Source organism: Nocardia sp. NPDC005366 (assembly GCF_040606855.1).
Lineage (GTDB): Bacteria > Actinomycetota > Actinomycetes > Mycobacteriales > Mycobacteriaceae > Nocardia.
The window spans coordinates 1-20,640 of sequence record NZ_JBEXFQ010000045.1 but is presented as its reverse complement, the minus strand read 5'-3'; the positions used below and the strand labels follow the sequence as shown (position 1 = coordinate 20,640).

Here is a 20,640-nt window from a genome sequence, read left to right as displayed (position 1 = left end):
CACTGTTCAGGAGTCAACGCCATGCCATTACAGAATCATATGCACCTCATCTCGACCGATGATCATCTGATCGAATATCCGGGCCTGTGGTCGGATAGACTGCCGAAGAAGTATCTTGAGGCGGGTCCGAAGATCATCGATCAGGAACTTCCGAGAGCGATTCATGTCGGTGACGGAAATCGGGCGCTTGATTCGGCCACCAAACTCGCCCAGGTGTGGGAGTACGAGGGCCGCATCTATCCCTACATCGGCCTGAACGCCGTCGCCGGAAAGAAACCGGAAGAGTACGGAGTGGAGCCCACTCGTTACGATGAGATGTTGCCCGGCTGCTACGACGCGAAAGCTCGCGTCGCTGATATGGATATCGACGGCGTCCAGGCGACATTGTCCTTCCCGTCCTTCCCCCGGTTCGCCGGCACGGTGTTCCTCGAGGCCAAGGACAAAGACCTCGCACTGTTGTCGGTACAGGCTTGGAACGATTTCGTCCTCGACGATTGGTGCGCCACGGCCCCCGATCGGTTGATCCCGCTCACGATCCTCCCGCTGTGGTCGGTGGAGCACGCGGTCGCCGAGATCCACCGCACGGCGGCCAAGGGTTCACGCGCGATCTCCTTCCCTGAGAATCCGGTGCCGCTGGGCTTGCCCTCGTTCCACACCGACCATTGGGATCCGGTCTTCACCGCCGCCGAAGAGACCGGCCAACCACTGTGCGTTCATTTCGGAACATCCGGACAAGCACCGATCACCGCGCCGGAAGCCCCGATGGCCGTCATGATCTCGCTGTTCGGCTGCAATTCGATGTATGCCACTGCCGATCTGCTTTTCTCACCGGTTTTCCACAAGCATCCGAACCTGAAGTTCATGCTCTCCGAGGGCGGCATCGGCTGGGTGCCCTACATGCTGGAGCGGATGGACCAGACCTGGGAGAAGCACCGCTTCTACCAGAACATCAACCAGACGGTGCGACCGTCGGAGCTGTTCGCCAAGCATCTGTTCGGCTGCTTCATCGATGATCAGTTCGGCGTGGACAACCGACACGCCGTCGGCATCGACAACATCACCTGGGAAGGCGACTACCCGCACTCCGACTCGAACTGGCCCAACAGCCGCAAGGTAGCGCAGGAGCAGATGCGCAACGTTCCTGATGAGGACGTGCACAAGATGGTCGAACTCAATGCCCGCCGACTGCTCAACTTCCCCCGCACTCGGTAACTACGGCACAGAAGGAGATGTCATGGACGAACCGATCAGCCAACTTCCGCACGACGACTGGGTCGATCAGGATCTGCTCACCCGCGATCTCGCCGGTGAGCTGCTCGATCGTGAGATCGCAGCCGAACGCGACCGTCTGGCCCGGCTCGACCATGGCGAAGGCGGTGACGACATCATCATGACCCGCGAAGATATGGAGCGTCGTCTCGCCGCGATGACGGCTGCCCGCGACCGGATCCGGAAGCCACAGTCATGACCGCAGTGGATGTCGAGCGCCCGATACCACAGCCCACCCTGGCAAGTGCGGAATTCTGGGCGTCGGGGCGCGACGGCCTGCTTCGTATCGCGCACTGCCGCACCTGTGACCGGTGGGCCCACCCGCAACGGGCGATCTGCCCGCACTGCCGTGGGCGCGATATCGGGATGGACCCGGTGTCAGGCCGCGCCACGGTCGCAGGCTTCACCGTCAACGCTCAGCAGTGGCTGCCCACATTTCCCGCCCCGTATGCGGTGGCGATCGTCGCGCTCGCGGAAGACCAGAGCGTGCGCCTCACCACCAACATCGTCGGCTGCGAACCGACCGAAGTACATATCGGCATGCAGGTAAAGGTCGTCTTCGAGCAGGCTGCCGATGATGTATGGCTGCCACTGTTCGAGCCCGATACCGACGGGCAGGCCGAGCCGACTCCTCTGCCCGAGCCTGAGAATTATCGAGAACGGTTGCGGCCCAGGTTATCCGGCACCTCGAAATTCGAGGACAAGGTCGCGATCACCGGCGTGGGACAGTCCGCGGTCGGTCGCAGGCTGATGGTCGACCCTCTCTCGCTCACAGTCGATGCGTGTCTGGCCGCCGTCACCGACGCCGGCCTGAGCCTCGACGACATCGACGGACTGTGCACCTATCCCGGCGGGGGCGGGCCCGCCGGGATGGGCGAAGGCGGCATCATGGCCGTCGAACAGGCTTTGCGAATTCGACCGACCTGGGTCAACGGCGGCGGCGACCTGCCCGGCCAGAACGGCTCGATCATGGCGGCGATGCTGGCGGTGGCCTCGGGGCTCTGCAGGCACGTCCTGTGCTTCCGCACCGTGTGGGAATCCACCCACTCCGCACTACAGCGCAGCGGACAATGGCACGCCACCCCCTCGCGTGCCACCGGGATGGTCGAATTCCTGCACCCATTCGGCGCGATGTCGGCCGCCAACTGGATCGCGTGCTACGCCTCGCACTATTTTCACCGCTACGGCAACGCCAAGGACGCCCTCGGCGCTATCGCCGTTGTCGCCCGCGACAACGCGAGCGCGAATCCCGAAGCGGTATACCGGGATCCGATCACCATGGACGACTATCTGTCGGCGCGCACGGTGTCCACGCCGTTCGGCTTGTACGACTGCGACGTGCCCGTCGACGGGGCAGTAGCGGTCATCGTATCGGCCGTGGACGCCGCCCGCGATCTGCCGAGCACACCGGTCTTCGTCGAAGCGGTCGGCACCCAGATCATGGAAACGTTGTCCTGGGACCAGAGCACACTCACCCACCTCCCACAATCGCTGGGCCCGGCCGCGCACCTGTGGTCGCGCACCGACCTGCGCCCCGACGATGTCGACGTCGCCCTCCTCTACGACGGATTCACGTTCAACGCCCTGTCCTGGCTCGAAGCCCTCGGCTTCTGTGAATTCGGCGGTGGACGCGATTTCATCGATCACGGCCGCGGCATCGCCATCGACGGCCGACTGCCGGTCAATCCGCACGGCGGGCAACTGTCTGCCGGGCGCACCCACGGCTACGGCTTCTTCCGGGAGGCCGTTCTGCAATTGCGCGGCCAGGCACCAGGGCGTCAGGTCGACTCGCCGCGGGTAGCGGTCGTGACCGCCGGAGGCGGTGTGCCCTCCGGTGCGATTCTGCTCCGCACCGACTGACCGCGCCCACCGATACCGTTCGAAGTACAGGAGTCACAATGCACCGCCCTCTGGAAGGCATCCGGGTTCTCGAGATCGCCCAGTTCACCTACGTCCCCGCCGCTGGTGCCGTGTTGGCGGACTGGGGTGCCGAGGTCATCAAGGTCGAACATGCCGAGTACGGCGATGCCCAGCGCGGACTGGTGCGGGTCCTCGGCCTCGATGCCGCGTCGACCGGATCCTCGTTCGCTCCGATCATGGAAGGGCCCAACCGCAGCAAGCGCAGTATTGGATTGGCGCTCGACAACCCCGAGGCACGCCCCGTGCTCGAAGAGCTCATCCGCCGCAGCGATGTGGTGTTGACCAACTATCTGCCCGCCGTCCGCCGGAAGCTCGGAATCGAGTTGGCCGACATCCGGGCCATCAACCCCGACATCATCTATGTCACCGGAAGCGGCTTCGGCAGTCAGGGTTCCGACGCTGAGAAAGGCGCCTACGACGCCACCGCGTTCTGGGCTCGTGGTGGTAGCGCCGACGGCGTGATGCCCGCTGATACCGAGCACATGGCGTTCATGCCCGCCGGCGCGTACGGCGACAATATCGGCGGGATGGCCATTGCGGGCGGAATTGCCGCGGCCATCGCCGGTCGCGAACGTACCGGAGAGCCGTCGGTGATCGACGTGTCGCTGCTCGGTGTGGGGGCATGGGCGACGCAATTCTCGGTGAATCTCGCACTCGCCACCGGTGGGCCCCTGCCTAAGAAACGCGCCAGCAGCGCCGCTCCCGGCAACCCGCTGACCGGCTCGTATCGCACCTCGGATGAGCGCTGGTTGCAGTTCTCCATGCTCCAACCCACTCGATTCTGGAACGAGTTCGTCTCGACTCTCGGTCTGGACCACCTCGTCGACGACGAGCGCTTCGACACCATGGAGAAGATCTCCACCCACAACGAGGAGGTCGCAGGCTGGTTCGCCGAGGCGATCGCCAAACGTACCTACACGGAATGGCTGGAGGTCCTCAGCGATCTGAGCGGGCCATGGGCCCCGCTGCAGAACGCCTGGGAAATTGGCCACGATCAGGCGTTGATCGACAATGGTCGCATCGTGGACATCGTCGACAGTGACGGCAAACCGCAGAAACTGATCGCCAACCCGGTCAAATTCGACGATGCGCCGGTCCAGATGGGCCGTGCGCCGCAATTCGCCGAACACACCGACGACATCGTGCGCGAACTCGGCCTCGACGACGAGCAACTCATCGCGCTGAAGGTCGCGGGCGCTATCACCTGACTCGCGAAGCGAGCCGATACGACTTCTGTCCACCGATCGACCCGAGACCCGACACGGGCCGCTACCGAAAGACCTGCGCGTGACGACATCCATATCCACCTTCTCCCCGGCGGATGACAATCTTCACCCCGTCTCCACCAATTTCTATGAGACCGAAACCTTCTGGTTCTCGTTCTTCGTGCCCGAACGAAACGTCGGGGCGTGGATCTACACCAGCGTCCGTCAGAACGCAGGCACGACCGCCGGCGGCATGTGGATATGGGACGACACTGCGACCCAACCGTGGGACATCCCGTTCTACGAGAACTTCTCGTCGCTCAAACTGCCGACGGCCGACAACGCCACCCTCCTGAGTCCCACCGGAGCGACGATCACCGTTCGTGAGCCGGGAATGGTCTACGACATCAGATATTCCGACCGAGACCGTGTCACCGCCGAACTCACCTTTCACGGTCTCGAGCGTCCCGTTCCACTCAGGCGTGGCGCGCCCCCGTACCCGGCCGCATCGCACTACGACCAGACCGGGCACGTCACCGGCTTCGTCGTACTCGACGGCGAACGTATCGACGTGGACTGCTTCGCGATGCGCGACCGGTCATGGGGCACACGGACCGAGCGCGGCTACCGCAGAGTCGGCTACACCTGGTTGGCCGATGCGGATCTGAGCCTGCTGACCTACGCCGCCCCCGCCGATGACAGCGACAACATCCATTCGGGTTACATACGGAGACAAGGCGATCCGATCGCGATCACGAGCGGCTACCGGTCGGTCGACCGCGACCCCGAGCACGGGTGGATCTCGGCGCTGGAGCTCACGGTCGTCGACGAGCACGGGGCACAATTCACCGCCACCGGCCGGGTGCAAAGCAGATTCGTCCTGCCCGGCGCTACGAGCGTCTGTGTGAACAGCGCCCTCGAGTTCGATGTCGACGGGCGCACCGTGCATGGAGAAGACCAGGATGTCTGGCCCATAGCCGAATTCCGGCGCGCCCGACGGCAGTGACCATCTGAGAATCAACCCGGAAGGAATTCTCCATGACTGTCACCACTGACCCCGTCCGCAGCCTTGTCAACGCAGCGGGGCTGCCGTCGATCCTCACCGCTGTGGTTGCGGGGGAGTGGACGTCCACGACCGGGCAGCGCGTCACCGACGTCCTCGATCCCGGCACGGATAGCATCATCACGCGTTTCGAGGCGACTTCCACCGACCTGGTAGCCGATGCGGTCGAGGGGGCGCACCGTGCCTGGCAGGGGGAGTGGGCCGCCATGGAGCCCGCCGCTCGCGGGCGCGTCTTGATGCGCTGCGCGGATATGTTCCGCGATAAGGCCGAGATGCTCGCCGGGCTGGAATCGATCGACACCGGCAAACCGATCTCCCAGGCCCGTGCCGACATTGCGGTGAGCGCGAGATACCTGGAGTACTACGCAGGCGCGGTCGACAAGTTCTCCGGCGAGACCATTCCGCAACCTCGTGGAACGTTCGCGTACACGGTGCACGAGCCGTACGGCGTGATCGCTCACATCACACCGTGGAATGCCCCGCTGAGCCAGATGATGCGCGGGGTTGCGCCCAGCCTCGCAGCCGGCAACGCCGTCGTGGTGAAGCCCTCCGAGCTGACCCCGCTGACCAGTGCCCTGGCCGCCGTTCTCATGGTCGAGGCAGGACTTCCGGCGGGACTGTGCAACATCGTGCTCGGTGAGGGTCCGGACACAGGTGACGCGTTGGTCCGGCACCCGCTGATCAAGCACATCACCTTCACCGGATCGGTCGCCGTAGGGAAGTCGGTGGCCACCGTCGCCGCGAACCGCGTCATCGGTTGTAACCTCGAGTTGGGCGGGAAGTCGCCCACGATCGTGTGTGCCGACGCGGACCTCGAGAAGGCCGCGGCCGCAGGCGCACTCGCGGTTATCCGCAACTCCGGCCAGTCCTGCTTCGCCACCACGCGACTGCTGGTCCACCGCTCCGTCGAGGAGCGTTTCCTGGAACTCGTCGCCGAGCGCATGGACAGCCTGTCGGTGGGACACGGACTGCAGGATCCCGACATCGGCCCACTCATCTCCGACAAGCAGCGCACCCGGGTGCTCGGACTCATCGGCGATGCACAGCGCGACGGTGCACGTGTCCTCGTCGGTGGCACGGCCGGTGACACCGATCGGGGCCACTTCGTCATGCCGACCTTGCTCGCGCAGGTCACGAACGACATGCCGATCGCTCGCCACGAGGTCTTCGGCCCCGTGCAGTCCGTCATCACTTTCGACGATGTCGAGGAAGCCGTTCGGATCGCGAACGACACCCCGTACGGGCTGTCGGCCGGCGTGTTCACGGCGGACGTGGGTCGCGCGCACCGCGTCGCCGCGGCACTGCAGGCCGGCCAGGTCCAGATCAATCGATATGCCGGGGCGGGAGTGGAGGTCCCGTTCGGCGGCTACGGCGAGAGCGGGATCGGCCGCGAGAAGGGCATGGAGGCGCTCGCGCACTACAGCCAGGTGAAGAGCGTGATCGTCTCGGTCGACTAGCTCCGCCGGTGGCTGCATCACGCAGCGCAGCCGGTGCGGACGGCAGCCTGCCGAATCGGGCCGAGGGACTCGCCGTTACTAACTACAGGAGGTCAGGGAAGTGTCAGAGGAAAAGGTACTGGGTTTTGTCGGCCTGGGAGTCATGGGCGGGCCCATGTGCGCGAACCTGACCCGCAAGTCCGGTCTGCCCGTCATCGTGTACGACGCGCGCGATGACGCGCTCGCGTCAGCAGTCGAAATCGGGGCGGAGCGCGCGTCCGATCTCGCGGATCTCGCTGCTCGGGTCGACATCGTCTTCCTGTCTCTGCCCAGCATCGCCCAGGTCGAAGAGGTCGTCGGCGAGATTCTGGCGGCGCCGCGGCATCCGGCCGTGATCGTCGATATGAGCACCAGTGACGTGACGCGTACTCGGGAGCTGGGTGAGCAGGTCGCCGCGGCGGGGGCAGTGCTTGTCGACGCGCCGGTCGCGCGCCTGCGCCAAGCCGCCGTCGAGGGCACGCTGCTGATCACCGTGGGAGCCCCCGAGGGCCTGTTCGCGACCCTCGAGCCTCACCTGTCTTGCATGGGATCCGACATCGTCCATGTCGGCGGCTTGGGCAACGGGCAGGTCGTCAAGATCCTCAACAACATGGTCGTGTTCCAGAATGTGAACGCTCTGGCCGAGGCGATGGCGATCGGGCGCACCGCCGGTGTCGACGGTCGTCTGCTGTTCGAGACGCTGCAGCTCGGCTCGGCCGATAGCTTTCAGCTACGCAAGAACGCGATGGGGACACTCGTGCCCGACGAATTCCCGGAGAAGGCATTCCCGACCCTCTACGCGATCAAGGACCTCGCGCTTGCGCTCCAGCTCGCCGAGGACGGCGGGTTGACCGTGAAGGGCGCCCAGCAGACCATGGAGCTGTTGGAGGCGACTCGCGACGCGGGCTACGAGCTCAACTACTACCCCGTGATGATCAAACTGATCGACGGCCGTGGCTGAGGTTCGCGTCGACACGGCGATCTCGCCGTTCGAGGTCTACGCAATTCGGCTGGCTGTGGCCGATCGCCTGGCATGTGAGAACTTCCTGCACGGCGCCGGGCGCGAGGGCACGATGGCGCTCGACTTCGACATGTGGGTGCTGCGGCGCGGCAGCATGATCGCCGTGGTCGACACCGGCTTCAGCGAGCACTCCAGCCAGCGGAGAGGCCGCACCCTCGAGCGGACGCCTGCCGAGGCTGTGCGCACGCTCGGCATCGATCCGGGCGCAGTCGGCGACGTCGTGTTGACGCACCTGCACTACGACCACGCGGGCGGACTTGACGACTTCCCGGCTGCGCGCGTCTGGCTACAGGAGCGGGAACTCGCCTACACGATGGGTCCGAGCATGCGCCACCCGTCCTTGAACCACTTCTTCGAGGTCGAAGATCTGATCGGTGTGCTGCGCCGTATCCACGCCGGGGCGGTCTCGACTGTGGACGGCCCGCACGCGATCGCTCCAGGACTCGAACTGCACCTGATCGGCGGACACACCCGCGGCCTGCAGATCGTCAGGGTTTGGACCGAACGCGGCTGGGTCGTGCTCGCGTCGGACGCGCTGCACTACTACGCCAACTTCGAGGAGCGGGACCCCTTCCCCGCGATCGTGGACCTCGGCGAGATGCTCGATGGCTACGACACCATCGTCAGCCTGGCCGACACCCTCGATCACATCATCCCGGGCCACGATCCGCAGGTCATGAACCGCTACGACGGCTCCGGGTTGCCCGCGGGAGTCGTTGCGCTACACCGCCCGCCGTCGCCACCCGAATAAGCACACCCCCGCTCGGCGCGACCGCGGACGAGCAACCAGGGCTGCCGTGGATGACCCGGCCACGCCAGCACCCACCCGCCACGAGCCAGACAACTGGAGCAAAACATGGACTTCCATCTTCCGGATGAGATCGAGGCATTCCGAGAGTCCGTCGAGTCATTCGCTTCGCGCACCCTCGCCGATGGTGCCCTCGCGCGTGCGCACGACTCGGGGTTCCCTTGGGAGGTCGCCCGCGCGATGGCCAAGCAGGGTCTCCTCGGCCTGACGATCCCGGAGGACAAGGGCGGGCAGGGTGCCTCACTGCTCGCCGCGATCACGGCGATCCGGGCCGTGGCGAAATACTGCCCCCGCAGCGCGGATGTGATCCAGGCAGGCAACTTCGGTCCGATTCGCACGTTCGCCGAGTACGCCACCGCCGAGCAGCGTGATCGCTACCTGCCGTCACTGCTCGCGGGCGAGAGCGCTATAGCCCTCGGCATGACTGAGCCCGATGCGGGGTCGGCCGTCACCGATCTGGCGACCACCGCGACGCCGAGGGGAGACGGCTACGTCATCAACGGCAGCAAAGTCTTCGGCACCCACAGCTCCGACGCGGCGCTCTTCCTGGTGTACGTCCGGTTCGGGCCGGGTGTCGGCGGTATCGGATCGGTACTGGTCGAGAAGGACACCCCGGGCTTCACGGTGGGAACTCCGTCCGAGTTCATGAACGGTGAGCACTGGTGCCAGTTGTACTTCGAGGACTGCTACATCCCGGCCGGACAGGTGCTGCTCGGCGAGGGCGGTTTCAAGCGGCAGATCAGTGGCTTCAATGTCGAACGGCTCGGCAACGCGGCCCGCTCGCTCGCCGTCGGTCGGTACGCCTTCGATACTGCGGTCGACCACGTCAAGGCCAGGGAGCAGTTCGGCCGTCCGCTCGCGGAGTTCCAGGGATTGCAGTGGATGTTCGCTGAGCGGGCGGTGCAACTCGAGTCGGCAGAACTGCTGCTCCATCGCGCGGCCCTCGAGGCGGACCAAGCGTTGCCTTCGGCCTACAGTACAGCTGTGGCCAAATACGCCGCGAATCAAGCTGGTTTCGGCGCAGCCGATGTCGCGGTCCAGGCGATGGGCGGCATCGGCTTCAGCCACGAGTCCCTGGTCGAGTACTGCTTCCGCCGCACTCGCGGCTGGATGATCGCCGGCGGCTCGACCGAGATACTGAAGAACCGTATCGCTGAGACCGTCTTCGACCGGCGCTTCAGTCAGCGGCCCTCCGTAGCTACGCCGAGCAAGGGCGCGTGATGACGACGGACGACCTGTACAAGGCCCTCTTCCGCCCCGGCACCGTCGCGATCGTCGGCGCCTCCGACAGTCCCGAGAAAACGACGGGCCGGCCGCTGGACTACCTCACCCGCTCCGGCTGGCCGGGGACCGTCTATCCGGTCAATCCGACCCGCTCGACGGTGCTGGGCCACACTGCCTACCCCAGTGTGCGCGACCTCCCCACGGTGCCCGACCAGGTCTTTGTGCTGGTCGGCGCCGATGATGCCATCGACATCACCCGCGAGTGCGCGGAGCTCGGGGTGACGGTGGTGACCATCCTCGCCGACGGGTTCGTCGAGACCGATCCTGCTGGGGTACGCCGGATCGCAGCGATCAGGGAGATCGCGCGGAACTCCCGCACGCGCATCCTCGGCCCGAGCAGCCTCGGCCTCGTCAACCTGGCGGAGCGGTTCCTGCTGACCGCGAACGCGGCCTTCGCCGAAGCCGACCTGCCGCGCGGCGGCGTCTTCGTCGCATCCCAGTCGGGCAGCGCCATCGGCGCGCTGGTCTCGCGCGGGAAGGGCATGGGTATCGGGTTCCACGGCCTGGTCGCCACCGGCTCAGAACTCGATCTGTCCCTCGGCGAGATCTGCCTGTCGACAGTCGGGGATCCCGGCATCTCCAGCTACGCGCTGTTCCTGGAGAATCTGCACGCCGCCGACGACCTTCGCCGCTTCGCGTGCGCCGCGGCCGTAGCGGGAAAGCCGATCGTCGCGTACAAGCTCGGACGCTCCGAGGAGGGCGCAGGTCTGTCCGTCTCCCACACCGGCGCACTCGCGGGCGACGACGCGGTGGCGACGGCGCTGCTGCACGATCTCGGTATCGCTCGCGTCACCAACTTCGAAGCGCTGCTCGAAGCGCAGCAGTTCGCTCGACTCGTGCGGCCCACCGGTCGCGGGAATCCGCGGCCGCGGGTCGCCGTCATCTCCACCACCGGCGGCGGCGGCGCGATGGTCGTCGACTGCCTCGCGGTGGCGGGAGCAGTCCCGACGGCACCCTCGCCGGAGACAGTGGCGCGTCTGGCCGAGCGCGGGGTCGACACGGGGCACGGCGTACTCATCGATCTCACTCTCGCCGGTACGCGATACGAGGTCATGAAGGCCGCGCTCGATGTGGTGTGCTCAGCCCCCGAGTTCGATGCCGTCGTCGCGGTGCCCGGCTCCTCGGCCAGGTTCCGCCCGGACCTTGCCGTCAAACCGATCGCCGACAGCATCGGCGCCGCGAAACCGCTCGCGGCCTTCATCATGCCGGATGCTCCGGAGGCGCTCACGCTGCTCCGCGAGGCCGGCGTCGCGGCGTTCCGCACTCCCGAAGCCTGCGCGGAGGCGGTCGTCGCGGTCTTCGATCGGCGCGCCCCCAAGTCGGATCCGGTGCCGAGGCTGCCGGACGACGGCGTCAGCGAGGTGCTTGACGAGGTCCGCTCCTATGACCTCCTCTCCTCCGTCGGCGTACCGCACGCCGGCTACGAGGTGATCGATACGACCCTCGCGGGCACCGGCCGGATCAGTCTTCCGGTGCCGGCCCCCGCGGTGGTCAAGGTCCTGTCGGCCCACGTTCCGCACAAGTCGGACATCGGCGGTGTCGTGCTCGGGATCGCGGACGACCAAGCGCTCGACGCCGCGATCAAGGAGATCAGTACCGCAGTCTCCCACCACATGCCGGAAATCCGGGTCGATCGAGTGCTCGTTCAGGAGATGGTGAAAGGTCTCGGCGAGACCCTCATCGGTTATCGATACGACGCAGACGCCGGGCCGATCGTGGTGCTCGCCGCCGGCGGGGTGCTGGCCGAGATGTATCAGGACCGAAGCGTCCGCACCGCGCCGGTCGACCTCGACACCGCGCGCGACATGGTCGGCGAGGTCGTCTCCCTGCGCGCACTCACCGGATACCGGGGCGCACCGCGGGGTGACCTCGACGCACTCGCGGCCGCGGTAGTCGCCATGTCGCGCCTCGGAGAGGCGTCCGGTGGCACCGTTGTCGAGGCCGAGGCGAATCCGGTGATGGTTCTGCCCGAAGGTCGCGGTGTCGTCGCTGTCGATGCGCTGGTGCGCATCATGAATCCGAAGGTGGGCCGATGACGGCGCAGGTCACTGAAAGCATCCATGACGGCGTCCTGGTGATGACGATCGACAACCCTCCGGTCAACGCCGGCGCACAGGGGGTACGTGCGGGACTACTCGCCGGGATCGGACGTCTCACAGCGAGCAGCGACCTGATCGCCGGTGTCATCGTCGGCAAGGGCGGCAACTTCATGGCCGGCTCCGATATCACCGAGTTCGGCGGTCCGGTGCCACGGCCGTTGCTGCCCGAGGTCATCGCCGCGATCGAGGAGTGCCGGCGAACGGTCGTCGCGGCGATCGACGGCGTTGCCCTCGGCGGCGGGCTCGAGTTGGCGCTGGGATGTGACGCACGAATCGCGACCCCTCGGGCCGCCGTCGGCTTGCCCGAGGTCACGCTCGGCATGGTTCCGGGCGCCGGAGGCACGCAGCGGCTACCGCGTCTGGTCGGCCGGGCCGCTGCCATCGAGGTCATCGTATCGGGACGCAGACTGTCGGCCGAGGAGGCGCACGAGCTCGGCATCGTGGATCGCATCGTGGCCGAAGATCTGGTCGCGCGGGCATGCGAGCTCGCGCGGACCACGTCCAAGCGACCGACCTCGGGACTCGAGGTGCCTGCGGAGGATCCAGCAGCGGTCGACGACGCCGCCACAAAGGTCTTGCGGCGCGCACGACCCAACGCTGTCGAGGCTGCCCAGTTGGTACGCAGTGCCGGGGTCGAGCCGATCGAGGCGGCGCTCTCCACCGAGCGCGCAGTCTTCGACCGTTACCGAGTAGGTCCGGATGCCGAGGCGCTGCGCCACATATTCTTCGCCGAGCGCTCGGCACCCCGCCGCCGAAGCGCGCGGCCGGCCGGTGAACCACTGAGGAGCGCCGCGGTGGTCGGCGCGGGCGCGATGGGGATCGGCATCGCCGCCGAGCTTGCGATCCATGGACTCTCCGTGCACGTTGTCGATGTCGACGTCGACCGGGCGGCCCAGGCGGCTGACGCGGTCAGGTCCCGGGTGGCTCGCCTCGGACGACGGAGGCACGTGAGTGCTGCGACGGTGGCGGCGTACGGGGACGCGGTAACGGCATCGGCCGACGTTGCGGACCTGGCCGAGGCAGAGCTGATCATCGAGGCCGTGTTCGAAGACCTGGAGGTCAAGACGTCGGTGCTGCGGGCGGCGGCCGCCGCTGCGCCAGGGGCCGTGCTGGCCACCAATACCTCCTATCTCGGCGTCGGCCACATCGCCGACGCGCTGCCGGACCCGAGCGCGCTGATCGGGCTTCACTTCTTCAATCCGCCCCAGGCCATGCGCCTGGTCGAAGTCGTCTCCGGTCCCAAGTCGGCTGCCACGTCCGTCGCAGCCGGTCTGCGCCTGGTCAAGGACATCGAGAAGTGTGCGGTACTGGCGGGCGACGGCGAGGGATTTATCGGCAACCGCATCTTCGCTGTCTACCGGCGGCACGCCGAGTACCTGCTGGAGGACGGGGCGCTTCCGGACCAGGTGGACACCACCGTGCAGGAGTTCGGGCTTCCCATGGGCCCGTTCGCGGTGGCCGACCTCTCAGGGCTGCAGATCGCCCAGGCATTGCGTCGAAGCTGGCGGCAGCGCGGCGTTCTCCCAGCCCGGTATGTCGACATCCCCGACAAGCTCTGCGACCTCGGCCGCCTCGGCCGCCGGACCTCCGCGGGCTACTACACATATGACGCCGACGGGACGCCGACGCTGGACAGCGAGGTGATCGACCTGATCGTCGCGGAATCCGCACGCAAGGGCCTCGACCGCCCCGCACTCTCCGCGGATGAGATCCTCGATCGAACGATCGGGGCAATGGTGGTCGAGGGCGCTCGTGCCGTCGCCGATGGCGTGGCGGCGCACATCGATGACATCGACGTCGTCCTGGTCAACGGATTCGGCTTCCCCCGCCACCTCGGTGGGCCGGTGTGGTGGGCCCGCCAGCAGCCGCTCCAACGGATCGCCGCACTCACGGCAGCCGTTGCGAAGGCCGCTCACGAGCCCGATCACTTCGGGCTCGTTCGCGAAGTAATCGGAGGTGGCGAGTAGTGGGTGAGCAGACCGCAGCCCAAGCCCTCACCGTGGCCGCGCTCGACCTTGTCGCCGGAGAACAGTCGGTGACGACGTCCGAAGCGGTCCGGCGGACCCTGCTCGACTGGTTCGCCGTGACGATTGCCGGATCCATCGAACGCCTGCCACAGACTCTGGCGCAGAGCCTGGCCGCAGGCGGTTCGTCCCGTCTCGTCGGTCGCGGCGGCTCGGCGGACCCCGCCACGGCCGCACTCGTCAACGGCACTGCCGCGCACACGCTCGAACTCGATGACATCTATGCCCCGGGGCTGGTGCATCCAGGCGCACCCGTCGTGGCGACCGCGCTCGCGGTCGGCGACATGGTGGACGCAACCGGCCGCCGCTTCGAGGACGCCGTCGTCGCGGGTATCGAGGTCGCCGGCAGGGTCGCTCGAGCACTGGGCCCGACCCACTACCGCCGATGGCACACCACCGGCACCGCGGGTGCCCTCGGATCAGCCATGGCCGCCGCTTACCTGCTCGAGCTCGACAGCGCTGCGACCATCCACTCGATCACGCTCGCAGCGACCATGGCCGGCGGACTCCAGCAGACGTTTCGGCGCGACAGCACGGGCAAGCCGCTGCACGCCGGCAACGCTGCGCATGCCGGGGTCATCGCCGCGCTCGCCGCGGGTGGCGGCATCGTGGGAGCCCTGGACGCATTGGAAGGTGAGAGCGGCCTGGCCGCTGCCACAGGCGCGGACGCGGATTGGACGATCTGCCATGACCGGTCTGCCACCGTCCCCGTCATCGAGCAGTTGACCGTCAAGCCCTATCCCTGCTGCGGACACACCTTCGCGGCCATCGCCGCAGCCCTCCAACTTCGCGACACCGGGTTACAGCCTGACCAGGTGGACACCATCACCGTCGCCAGCTACAGCGCGGCGCTGGACGTCGCAGGCAATGCGGATCCACAGACGCCGGCCGCCGCCCGATTCAGCCTCGCATACACCGTCGCGACCGCGCTGACAGACGGCCGACTCGATCAGGACAGTTTCGAGGCCGCGCGAATCGCCGATACTCGGTGGCGGACGCTGGCTGAGCGTGTGAGTCTCGAGGTCGGCGATCAGTTCGAGGCGGCATTCCCCGCCCGCCGAGGCGCGTCGGTGACCATCACCACCAAGAATGGTGACCGCGTCATGCGGACAGTTCCTGACCGACCAGGAAGCCCCGAGAACCCGCTGTCCACCGACGCCATCACCGCCAAGTTCACCGGGCTGAGCGCACCGGTTCTGGGCGCAGCGAATGCTGCACGGCTCCAGGATCAGCTCGTGGAGGTGGCGGCCCTGCGATCTGTGCGCAACCTTGCCTGCCAACCGAACGGTGATTGACCACCTGAACCGCTCCGGGGTGTCAGGAGACTTCAACGTCTGTGAAGGATGGAGTCGTGTCGAGTTCGAAGAAGTATCCGCAGGAGTTGCGTGAGCGGGCGGTGCGGATGTTCGCCGAGAGCAAGGGTGACCATGAGTCGGAGTTGGCGGCGATGAAGGCGGTCGCAACAACCACATGGACACGAAGCCCGGCGGCGACCACCTTGCAGATTACGACGAGTTTCGAGCGGAGGGGCCCGGCTTCTGGAACTCTTTCCCGATCAGAAGGGCGAGATGGTCAGTTGCTAGTCAATGCCTCTACCCACCTTTGCGACAGAAGCAAAAAACAGCTTACTTAGCAAACCTAGTTGACTATCTGTACCGCTATAGTATCGGCCTTCGGTGAAGTCTTGCACCAAGGGGAGCTGTGGTCGAACCCGCAGTATTCCGTGCTCAACGCGGACTTCCCTTCACTGCTCAGGCTGCACCCCGGCCTGATCCCCACCGCGAGCAGCACCTGTGGAACCTGAGGTTCCACGACAACCTAGTGAACCTAGATTTCTTATTGACACATCTACTTTGCGCACCTAGGTTACCTGACCCCGGTTTGTGATCTACATCACCGTCCGGCTCCGGCAGCTCCGGTTCTATGAGAGAAAGCAGCACGATGATCCACAAGCGTGACCATTGGCGTTCGATCAGGACCCTCGGCCTGATCGCTCTCGTTCCCGCGACACACCCCGATTCCGACGCATCGGTCAGACCCAGTGCTGAGCAACTGGTGCAGCTGAAGTCGGCTGGGAGTACCCGCCATTCGGCGGGTATTTTCCGTCGCATGGCTGTACCGCTCGTGCCGTCCCCCGGCCAGACTGGGCCGAGCAGTTACGAGAAGGAGGCACAATGACCGACAGCGACGTCGCGATCACACCACAGATCGGGCCCCCCGTTCCATTCGACCCGGAACTCGCCGCGGCGCTGGAAGTGATCCTGCCGCATATGCCGAATTTCACCTCCGTCGATGCCATACCGGCAATCCGAGCAAGGGCCGGCGAGCTCATGGTCTCCCGCTCGAACGAGGAGCTCAGTCGTGACGGCGCCTTCCACGTCGAAGAAATTCTCGTTCCTGGCGTCCACGGAGAACAGATTTCGTTGATGGTCTGCCGCCCCACGGGAATCCAGGCGCCGAGCGCGGCGATTTATTACATCCACGGCGGCGGCATGATCATCGGCAGCAACCGGATGATCAGCGATGATATGCTCGACTGGGCAACGGAATTCGACGCGACGCTGATTTCGGTCGACTACCGCCTCGCTCCCGAAACGCCGCATCCGGGACCGATGGAGGATTGCTACGCCGGGCTGGTCTGGGTTGCCGATCACGCCGGAGAACTCGGTATCGATCCGGCGCGAATCGTCATCGCGGGTGAAAGCGCGGGTGGCGGCCTGGCCGCTGCGACCGCGCTGCTGGCCCGGGACCGGCAGGGCCCGGCGATCGCGGCTCAGGTCCTCATGTGCCCGATGCTCGACGACCGCAACGACACCCCTTCGGCGATCCAGAGTGAAGGACGCGGCGTCTGGCATCGGCACGCGAACGAAACCGGCTGGTCGGCGCTGCTCGGGGCGGCGCGGGGCGGCCCGGATGTCTCGCCGTACGCTGCTCCCGCCCGCGCGACCGACTTGTCCGGTCTGCCACCGGCGTTGATCGATGTCGGCTCCGCGGAGACGTTCCGGGACGAGGCCGTCACCTACGCGAGCAATATCTGGCGCGCCGGAGGCCAGGCGGAGCTGCACGTTTTCGCCGGAGGCTTCCACAGGTATGATGGACTGGCTCCGCAGACGACGGTGTCGCGAGATACCAAGGACGTCCGGGTTCGGTGGCTGCGGAGGATCATGAACTCCTGACCACCTCGGGATGTCGTGCACGAGGCGGTGCCGAGCAGAGGAAGAACGATGCGCGAGCTGACGATCCGACTTTCCGCTCTGGCTCCCGAGGCGGCGAACGCACTGCAGATCGTCGTCTACTTCGACCGGCTCGTCGAGCACCGCGCCGGTTGTCGTTCGGTATTGCGCGGCGCCGCAATACTTTCTGGCTGCCCCGTCGGTTTCGTTGATCGATCACGCGGCGATCGCCGTCGGGTTCTGCCCGAAGGCACGTACACGACACCGGATTCCACGCTCGCGGACGGGTGGCCGCGAGTCGTCGCGGGCGATGGGTTGCTCGAAATGTGTTTGGAGCGTGATGAATCCGTCGAAGGCGGTCTCGACACACTCGTCCTGGAACGCGCGTTGCTCGCCGCGGCGACCGTGCTCGGCGCACCCTGGACACCCCCGAACAGCGCAGAGCAGGATGGGTCCGGGCGCTGCTGGCCGACGATCCGGACGACGCGGCCCTGCGCGGACTTGGGCTGACCGCCAACGACTCCGCTGTGCGTCGTGGCGACGGACGACGGCCCGCTGCTCACCCGATCGTTCGAGGACGCTCGCGCCGCAATCGGCGCGGGCCGAGCGGGAATCGGTCCGATCGTGCCCGCCCGAGCGGCCGCGAGCTCGTGGGCCCGAGCCCGCCTGGCGCGCATGCTGACCGCCGAAGGCACACAACAGGACCCGGGCGATCGCGTGATCCTCGCCGAGGAAACCGGCACCCTGCTGGTTCTGGCCGCCGGCGTCCGGCCGGACGACACGCCGCCCGCCGACGTCGCCGCACTGAACGACGCGGCCGCCGCCACCGCGTGGATGTTGGAGACGCTCCACGCGATCAGCATCACCAACAGCGTGCGCGATGCCGCGAGCGTCCTACAGTTGCACCACTCGACGATGCAGGAGCGCGCCGCCCGAGCCGACCGGCTCCTCGGCTGGAACGTGTTGAGCCAGCGCGGAAAACAACGAACCCAACTCGCCTTGGTGCTGCGCCGAATCCTCGCCGCTGCACGAGCGTGAAACCGAAGCAGCACACGGGATCCCCAGCGGCCAGTCGGCCGCCGGATCGGTCCAGCCACACCCCGGCACACACATCGCAGGATGCGGTGTCACGATCGGCTTTCCACGAGCCCAGCGCGCCGGTCCCGTGCCGAGGACGAGGGCTGTCAAGTCCGCTCAGATTGTGGATCTCGCATAGAGTTGGTGATCTTGCGGGGCGGGTGGTCAACTGAGGAGCACGAGGCGTCGCAGGAGATCGAAGTTGGCCCGGCCAAGCAGAAGACCGGGATCGGAGACGAGGTTCAACAGATCGCCGAACCGACACATTTTCCGCTCCGGTCAACTCGGCCGTGCGCAGCAGGGAGCAGGGTACGGCCGCGCGTGGCGATCGCTTTGTCGAGCGTGGCGGTGACCAGTTCGGTGCGCATATGGTCGGCCACCGACCAGCCCAGCACTCGTGCGGAATGCTCATCCTTGATCGCACACATTCTGTGGAATCTGAAATGTCCTGTTTATGACAGTTTTTCGGGGGTTGTGGGGGTGATGGGCAGCAAGGTGGCGGTGGGTGGAACGCCGATCTGTCGGGGTGTGACCCCGGTTGGGGCGGGGACGTCGATGAGGCGTTCGAGGAGTTGGTCGAGAGCGCTGTGTCCCTCGTCGACGGCGACTCGTTCTTCGTCTGAGCGGGATGTTGGCGAGCATCCGTTGCAGGTTCTCTTTGGCTTCGAGGAGTTGGCCCTTGCTGGAGTTCTTGGGCGTGTAGAAATCGCAACGGGCACAAGCCATTCGGGGGGCACTGTTCGAAGAACGTGTAGGTGCAGAAGCCGTGACCGAGGTCGTAGTGCTGCCAGGGTTCTCCGGCGGCTGCTGCGCCGGAGGTGACAGCGTCTCGGTCGACGAGGACCTTGAGGGTGCGGACGTTGCGGGCGAAGTACCCGGCCTCGGAATATGCCTTGGACAGGGTGTTCGGGGTGATTTTGGCGTAATGCTGGGTGGTATTGAGGGGGCGATGTCCGAGCCATGCCTGCAGTTCGAACAGGGGCATGGGTTCCTTGGCGTTGTAGAGCTGGCTCGCGATGGTGGATCGGGCGTGGTGGCTGGTGATGTGCCGCGGACATCGGCGGTGGGGACACCGGCCTTGGCGCAGAGTGCCGGGATGATGGTGTGGTTGACGTAGGGCTTGCCGACGGGCAGGGCGCGAATGGAGAACAGCACCTCGACGCGCTCCCGGTCTTGCGGTCCAATTGTTTCGGCTGGTCGGGCCGCAGCGTCTGCCATGCGTGGATAGCTTGTTCGACGAAGGGGTCGACGGGTTTGGTGAACGCGGTGCCGGTCTTGTGGACGGGAACGTCGAGCAGGCAGACCGCGTCCTCGGCGAAAATGTCGCGGGAGTCTTAAACAGGCCCAGACGGTGGAAGTCGGTGAACCCGCCGAGCAGATAGGCCAGGGCCACCAGGAACGGCCGAACCGTCGACTCGGTCGGCATCGACTGCGCGGTGGTGAACTCGCGTGCGCTGCCGCCGCAGAGCGTGGCCCACTCCCATGTGGTCCAGCCCCACCAGCTGCGGCCGGTTTCGGCGCAGTGGGCCAGCATGATCGCCGCCGCCTGCCTGCCGGCGAGGCGGAACCGGTCGTCGCCGTCGTGATGCAACCCGGCCACCGTCGCGTCCAACGGCTCGACCGGCCGGGTCAGTGCCCGCCAGTGCACCGCGGTCCTCCGCGGAGTACCCACGGCCTTGTTGCGGCGCAGCTGCTGCGGGTCGAGCACCGCCAGCGTCGCGATCTCGGTGTCGCTCAACGCGATCCGCCGATCCCACCGCGTCGAGTCAGACAGCCGCCGATCGGCGGCGGTGCTTGCCCGCGCCCGGTTGGCGGCGGCGCTCACGCCGGCATGTCCGGTCCGCTTCCGGAACTCCCGGTGCCGGTGAGCATCTCGAGGCGCCAGGCATGGATCTGCGCCATGGAGGAATTCAGTTTGTCCGACAGATCCCGGCCCGACAAGTGGATATAGGTCAAGGTCGAGTCGGTACTGCGATGCCCGGCGAACGTCGCGATCGCATGCAGCTCTCAACCCATCCTGGCCAGGTCGGTCAAGCACAGATGCCGGATGGTGTGAGTGGAGAAGTTCAGCACTCCGGCCGCTAACGCTATGCGCCGCAACACTTTCGACCAGGTCCACAACGTCAGTCCGGGGTTCCGCAGAATTTCGGGCGTCTGGAGCGACGGTTTATGGCCTGAGCTGCGGTGACATGGAGATGCGCGCCTGAAGAGCGTTTCTCTAG

General features: G+C 66.3%; 17 protein-coding genes. All 17 read left to right on the top strand.

Annotation, left to right across the window (positions count from 1 at the left end; all coding sequences use genetic code 11):
* Positions 1 to 21: 21 nt before the first annotated feature.
* The gene (locus tag ABZS43_RS32735) at positions 22 to 1,212 is read left to right on the top strand and encodes an amidohydrolase family protein (RefSeq protein ID WP_355039866.1); all 1,191 of its coding nucleotides are present in this window, start codon (positions 22 to 24) and stop codon (positions 1,210 to 1,212) included.
* A gap of 22 nt (positions 1,213 to 1,234) precedes the next feature.
* Positions 1,235 to 1,468 (top strand): hypothetical protein, encoded by a 234-nt coding sequence (locus tag ABZS43_RS32730; protein ID WP_355039865.1) that lies wholly within the window; start codon positions 1,235 to 1,237, stop codon positions 1,466 to 1,468.
* The gene (locus tag ABZS43_RS32725; RefSeq protein ID WP_355039864.1) at positions 1,465 to 3,129 is read left to right on the top strand and encodes an OB-fold domain-containing protein; all 1,665 of its coding nucleotides are present in this window, start codon (positions 1,465 to 1,467) and stop codon (positions 3,127 to 3,129) included. The genes ABZS43_RS32730 and ABZS43_RS32725 overlap by 4 nt, the downstream gene beginning before the upstream one ends.
* A 38-nt stretch (positions 3,130 to 3,167) precedes the next feature.
* Entirely contained in the window at positions 3,168 to 4,397 is a 1,230-nt protein-coding gene (locus ABZS43_RS32720; protein WP_355039863.1) for a CoA transferase, read from the top strand.
* Between the two features lie 79 nt (positions 4,398 to 4,476).
* The gene (locus ABZS43_RS32715; protein ID WP_355039862.1) at positions 4,477 to 5,400 is read left to right on the top strand and encodes a hypothetical protein; all 924 of its coding nucleotides are present in this window, start codon (positions 4,477 to 4,479) and stop codon (positions 5,398 to 5,400) included.
* Between the two features lie 32 nt (positions 5,401 to 5,432).
* Positions 5,433 to 6,914 (top strand): aldehyde dehydrogenase family protein, encoded by a 1,482-nt coding sequence (locus ABZS43_RS32710; protein ID WP_355039861.1) that lies wholly within the window; start codon positions 5,433 to 5,435, stop codon positions 6,912 to 6,914.
* 100 nt (positions 6,915 to 7,014) lie between these two features.
* Positions 7,015 to 7,893 carry an NAD(P)-dependent oxidoreductase gene (locus tag ABZS43_RS32705; protein WP_355039860.1) on the top strand — a complete coding sequence of 293 codons (879 nt, stop codon included), beginning with the start codon at positions 7,015 to 7,017 and terminating at the stop codon, positions 7,891 to 7,893.
* Positions 7,886 to 8,704, top strand: coding sequence for an N-acyl homoserine lactonase family protein (locus tag ABZS43_RS32700; RefSeq protein WP_355039859.1), 819 nt, complete (start codon positions 7,886 to 7,888; stop codon positions 8,702 to 8,704). The genes ABZS43_RS32705 and ABZS43_RS32700 overlap by 8 nt, the downstream gene beginning before the upstream one ends.
* 105 nt (positions 8,705 to 8,809) lie before the next feature.
* Positions 8,810 to 9,982, top strand: coding sequence for an acyl-CoA dehydrogenase (locus tag ABZS43_RS32695; protein WP_355039858.1), 1,173 nt, complete (start codon positions 8,810 to 8,812; stop codon positions 9,980 to 9,982).
* On the top strand, positions 9,982 to 12,081 hold the full coding sequence (locus ABZS43_RS32690; protein ID WP_355039857.1) for an acetate--CoA ligase family protein: 2,100 nt from the start codon (positions 9,982 to 9,984) through the stop codon (positions 12,079 to 12,081). Before ABZS43_RS32695 ends, ABZS43_RS32690 begins: the two co-directional genes overlap by 1 nt.
* A complete protein-coding gene (locus ABZS43_RS32685; RefSeq protein ID WP_355039856.1) occupies positions 12,078 to 14,111 on the top strand; it encodes a 3-hydroxyacyl-CoA dehydrogenase NAD-binding domain-containing protein in 2,034 nt (677 codons plus the stop codon). The genes ABZS43_RS32690 and ABZS43_RS32685 overlap by 4 nt, the downstream gene beginning before the upstream one ends.
* A complete protein-coding gene (locus tag ABZS43_RS32680; protein WP_355039855.1) occupies positions 14,111 to 15,463 on the top strand; it encodes an MmgE/PrpD family protein in 1,353 nt (450 codons plus the stop codon). The genes ABZS43_RS32685 and ABZS43_RS32680 overlap by 1 nt, the downstream gene beginning before the upstream one ends.
* Before the next feature lie 56 nt (positions 15,464 to 15,519).
* Positions 15,520 to 15,801, top strand: a complete 282-nt coding sequence (locus tag ABZS43_RS32675) for a hypothetical protein (protein ID WP_355039890.1) — start codon at positions 15,520 to 15,522, stop codon at positions 15,799 to 15,801.
* A gap of 541 nt (positions 15,802 to 16,342) precedes the next feature.
* On the top strand, positions 16,343 to 17,344 hold the full coding sequence (locus tag ABZS43_RS32670; RefSeq protein WP_355039854.1) for an alpha/beta hydrolase: 1,002 nt from the start codon (positions 16,343 to 16,345) through the stop codon (positions 17,342 to 17,344).
* 48 nt (positions 17,345 to 17,392) lie between these two features.
* Positions 17,393 to 17,851, top strand: a complete 459-nt coding sequence (locus tag ABZS43_RS32665) for a hypothetical protein (RefSeq protein ID WP_355039853.1) — start codon at positions 17,393 to 17,395, stop codon at positions 17,849 to 17,851.
* 24 nt (positions 17,852 to 17,875) lie between these two features.
* Positions 17,876 to 18,379 (top strand): hypothetical protein, encoded by a 504-nt coding sequence (locus ABZS43_RS32660; RefSeq protein ID WP_355039852.1) that lies wholly within the window; start codon positions 17,876 to 17,878, stop codon positions 18,377 to 18,379.
* Between the two features lie 805 nt (positions 18,380 to 19,184).
* A complete protein-coding gene (locus tag ABZS43_RS32655; protein ID WP_355039851.1) occupies positions 19,185 to 19,535 on the top strand; it encodes a hypothetical protein in 351 nt (116 codons plus the stop codon).
* The last annotated feature ends 1,105 nt before the right edge of the window (positions 19,536 to 20,640 follow it).

Bases quoted from the DNA above. Each gene is read 5' to 3' on its own strand.
- ABZS43_RS32735 (WP_355039866.1), top strand. From the start codon at position 22: ATGCCATTACAGAATCATATGCACCTCATCTCGACCGATGATCATCTG.
- ABZS43_RS32730 (WP_355039865.1), top strand. From the start codon at position 1,235: ATGGACGAACCGATCAGCCAACTTCCGCACGACGACTGGGTCGATCAG.
- ABZS43_RS32725 (WP_355039864.1), top strand. From the start codon at position 1,465: ATGACCGCAGTGGATGTCGAGCGCCCGATACCACAGCCCACCCTGGCA.
- ABZS43_RS32720 (WP_355039863.1), top strand. From the start codon at position 3,168: ATGCACCGCCCTCTGGAAGGCATCCGGGTTCTCGAGATCGCCCAGTTC.
- ABZS43_RS32710 (WP_355039861.1), top strand. From the start codon at position 5,433: ATGACTGTCACCACTGACCCCGTCCGCAGCCTTGTCAACGCAGCGGGG.
- ABZS43_RS32695 (WP_355039858.1), top strand. From the start codon at position 8,810: ATGGACTTCCATCTTCCGGATGAGATCGAGGCATTCCGAGAGTCCGTC.
- ABZS43_RS32690 (WP_355039857.1), top strand. From the start codon at position 9,982: ATGACGACGGACGACCTGTACAAGGCCCTCTTCCGCCCCGGCACCGTC.
- ABZS43_RS32685 (WP_355039856.1), top strand. From the start codon at position 12,078: ATGACGGCGCAGGTCACTGAAAGCATCCATGACGGCGTCCTGGTGATG.
- ABZS43_RS32670 (WP_355039854.1), top strand. From the start codon at position 16,343: ATGACCGACAGCGACGTCGCGATCACACCACAGATCGGGCCCCCCGTT.
- ABZS43_RS32665 (WP_355039853.1), top strand. From the start codon at position 17,393: ATGCGCGAGCTGACGATCCGACTTTCCGCTCTGGCTCCCGAGGCGGCG.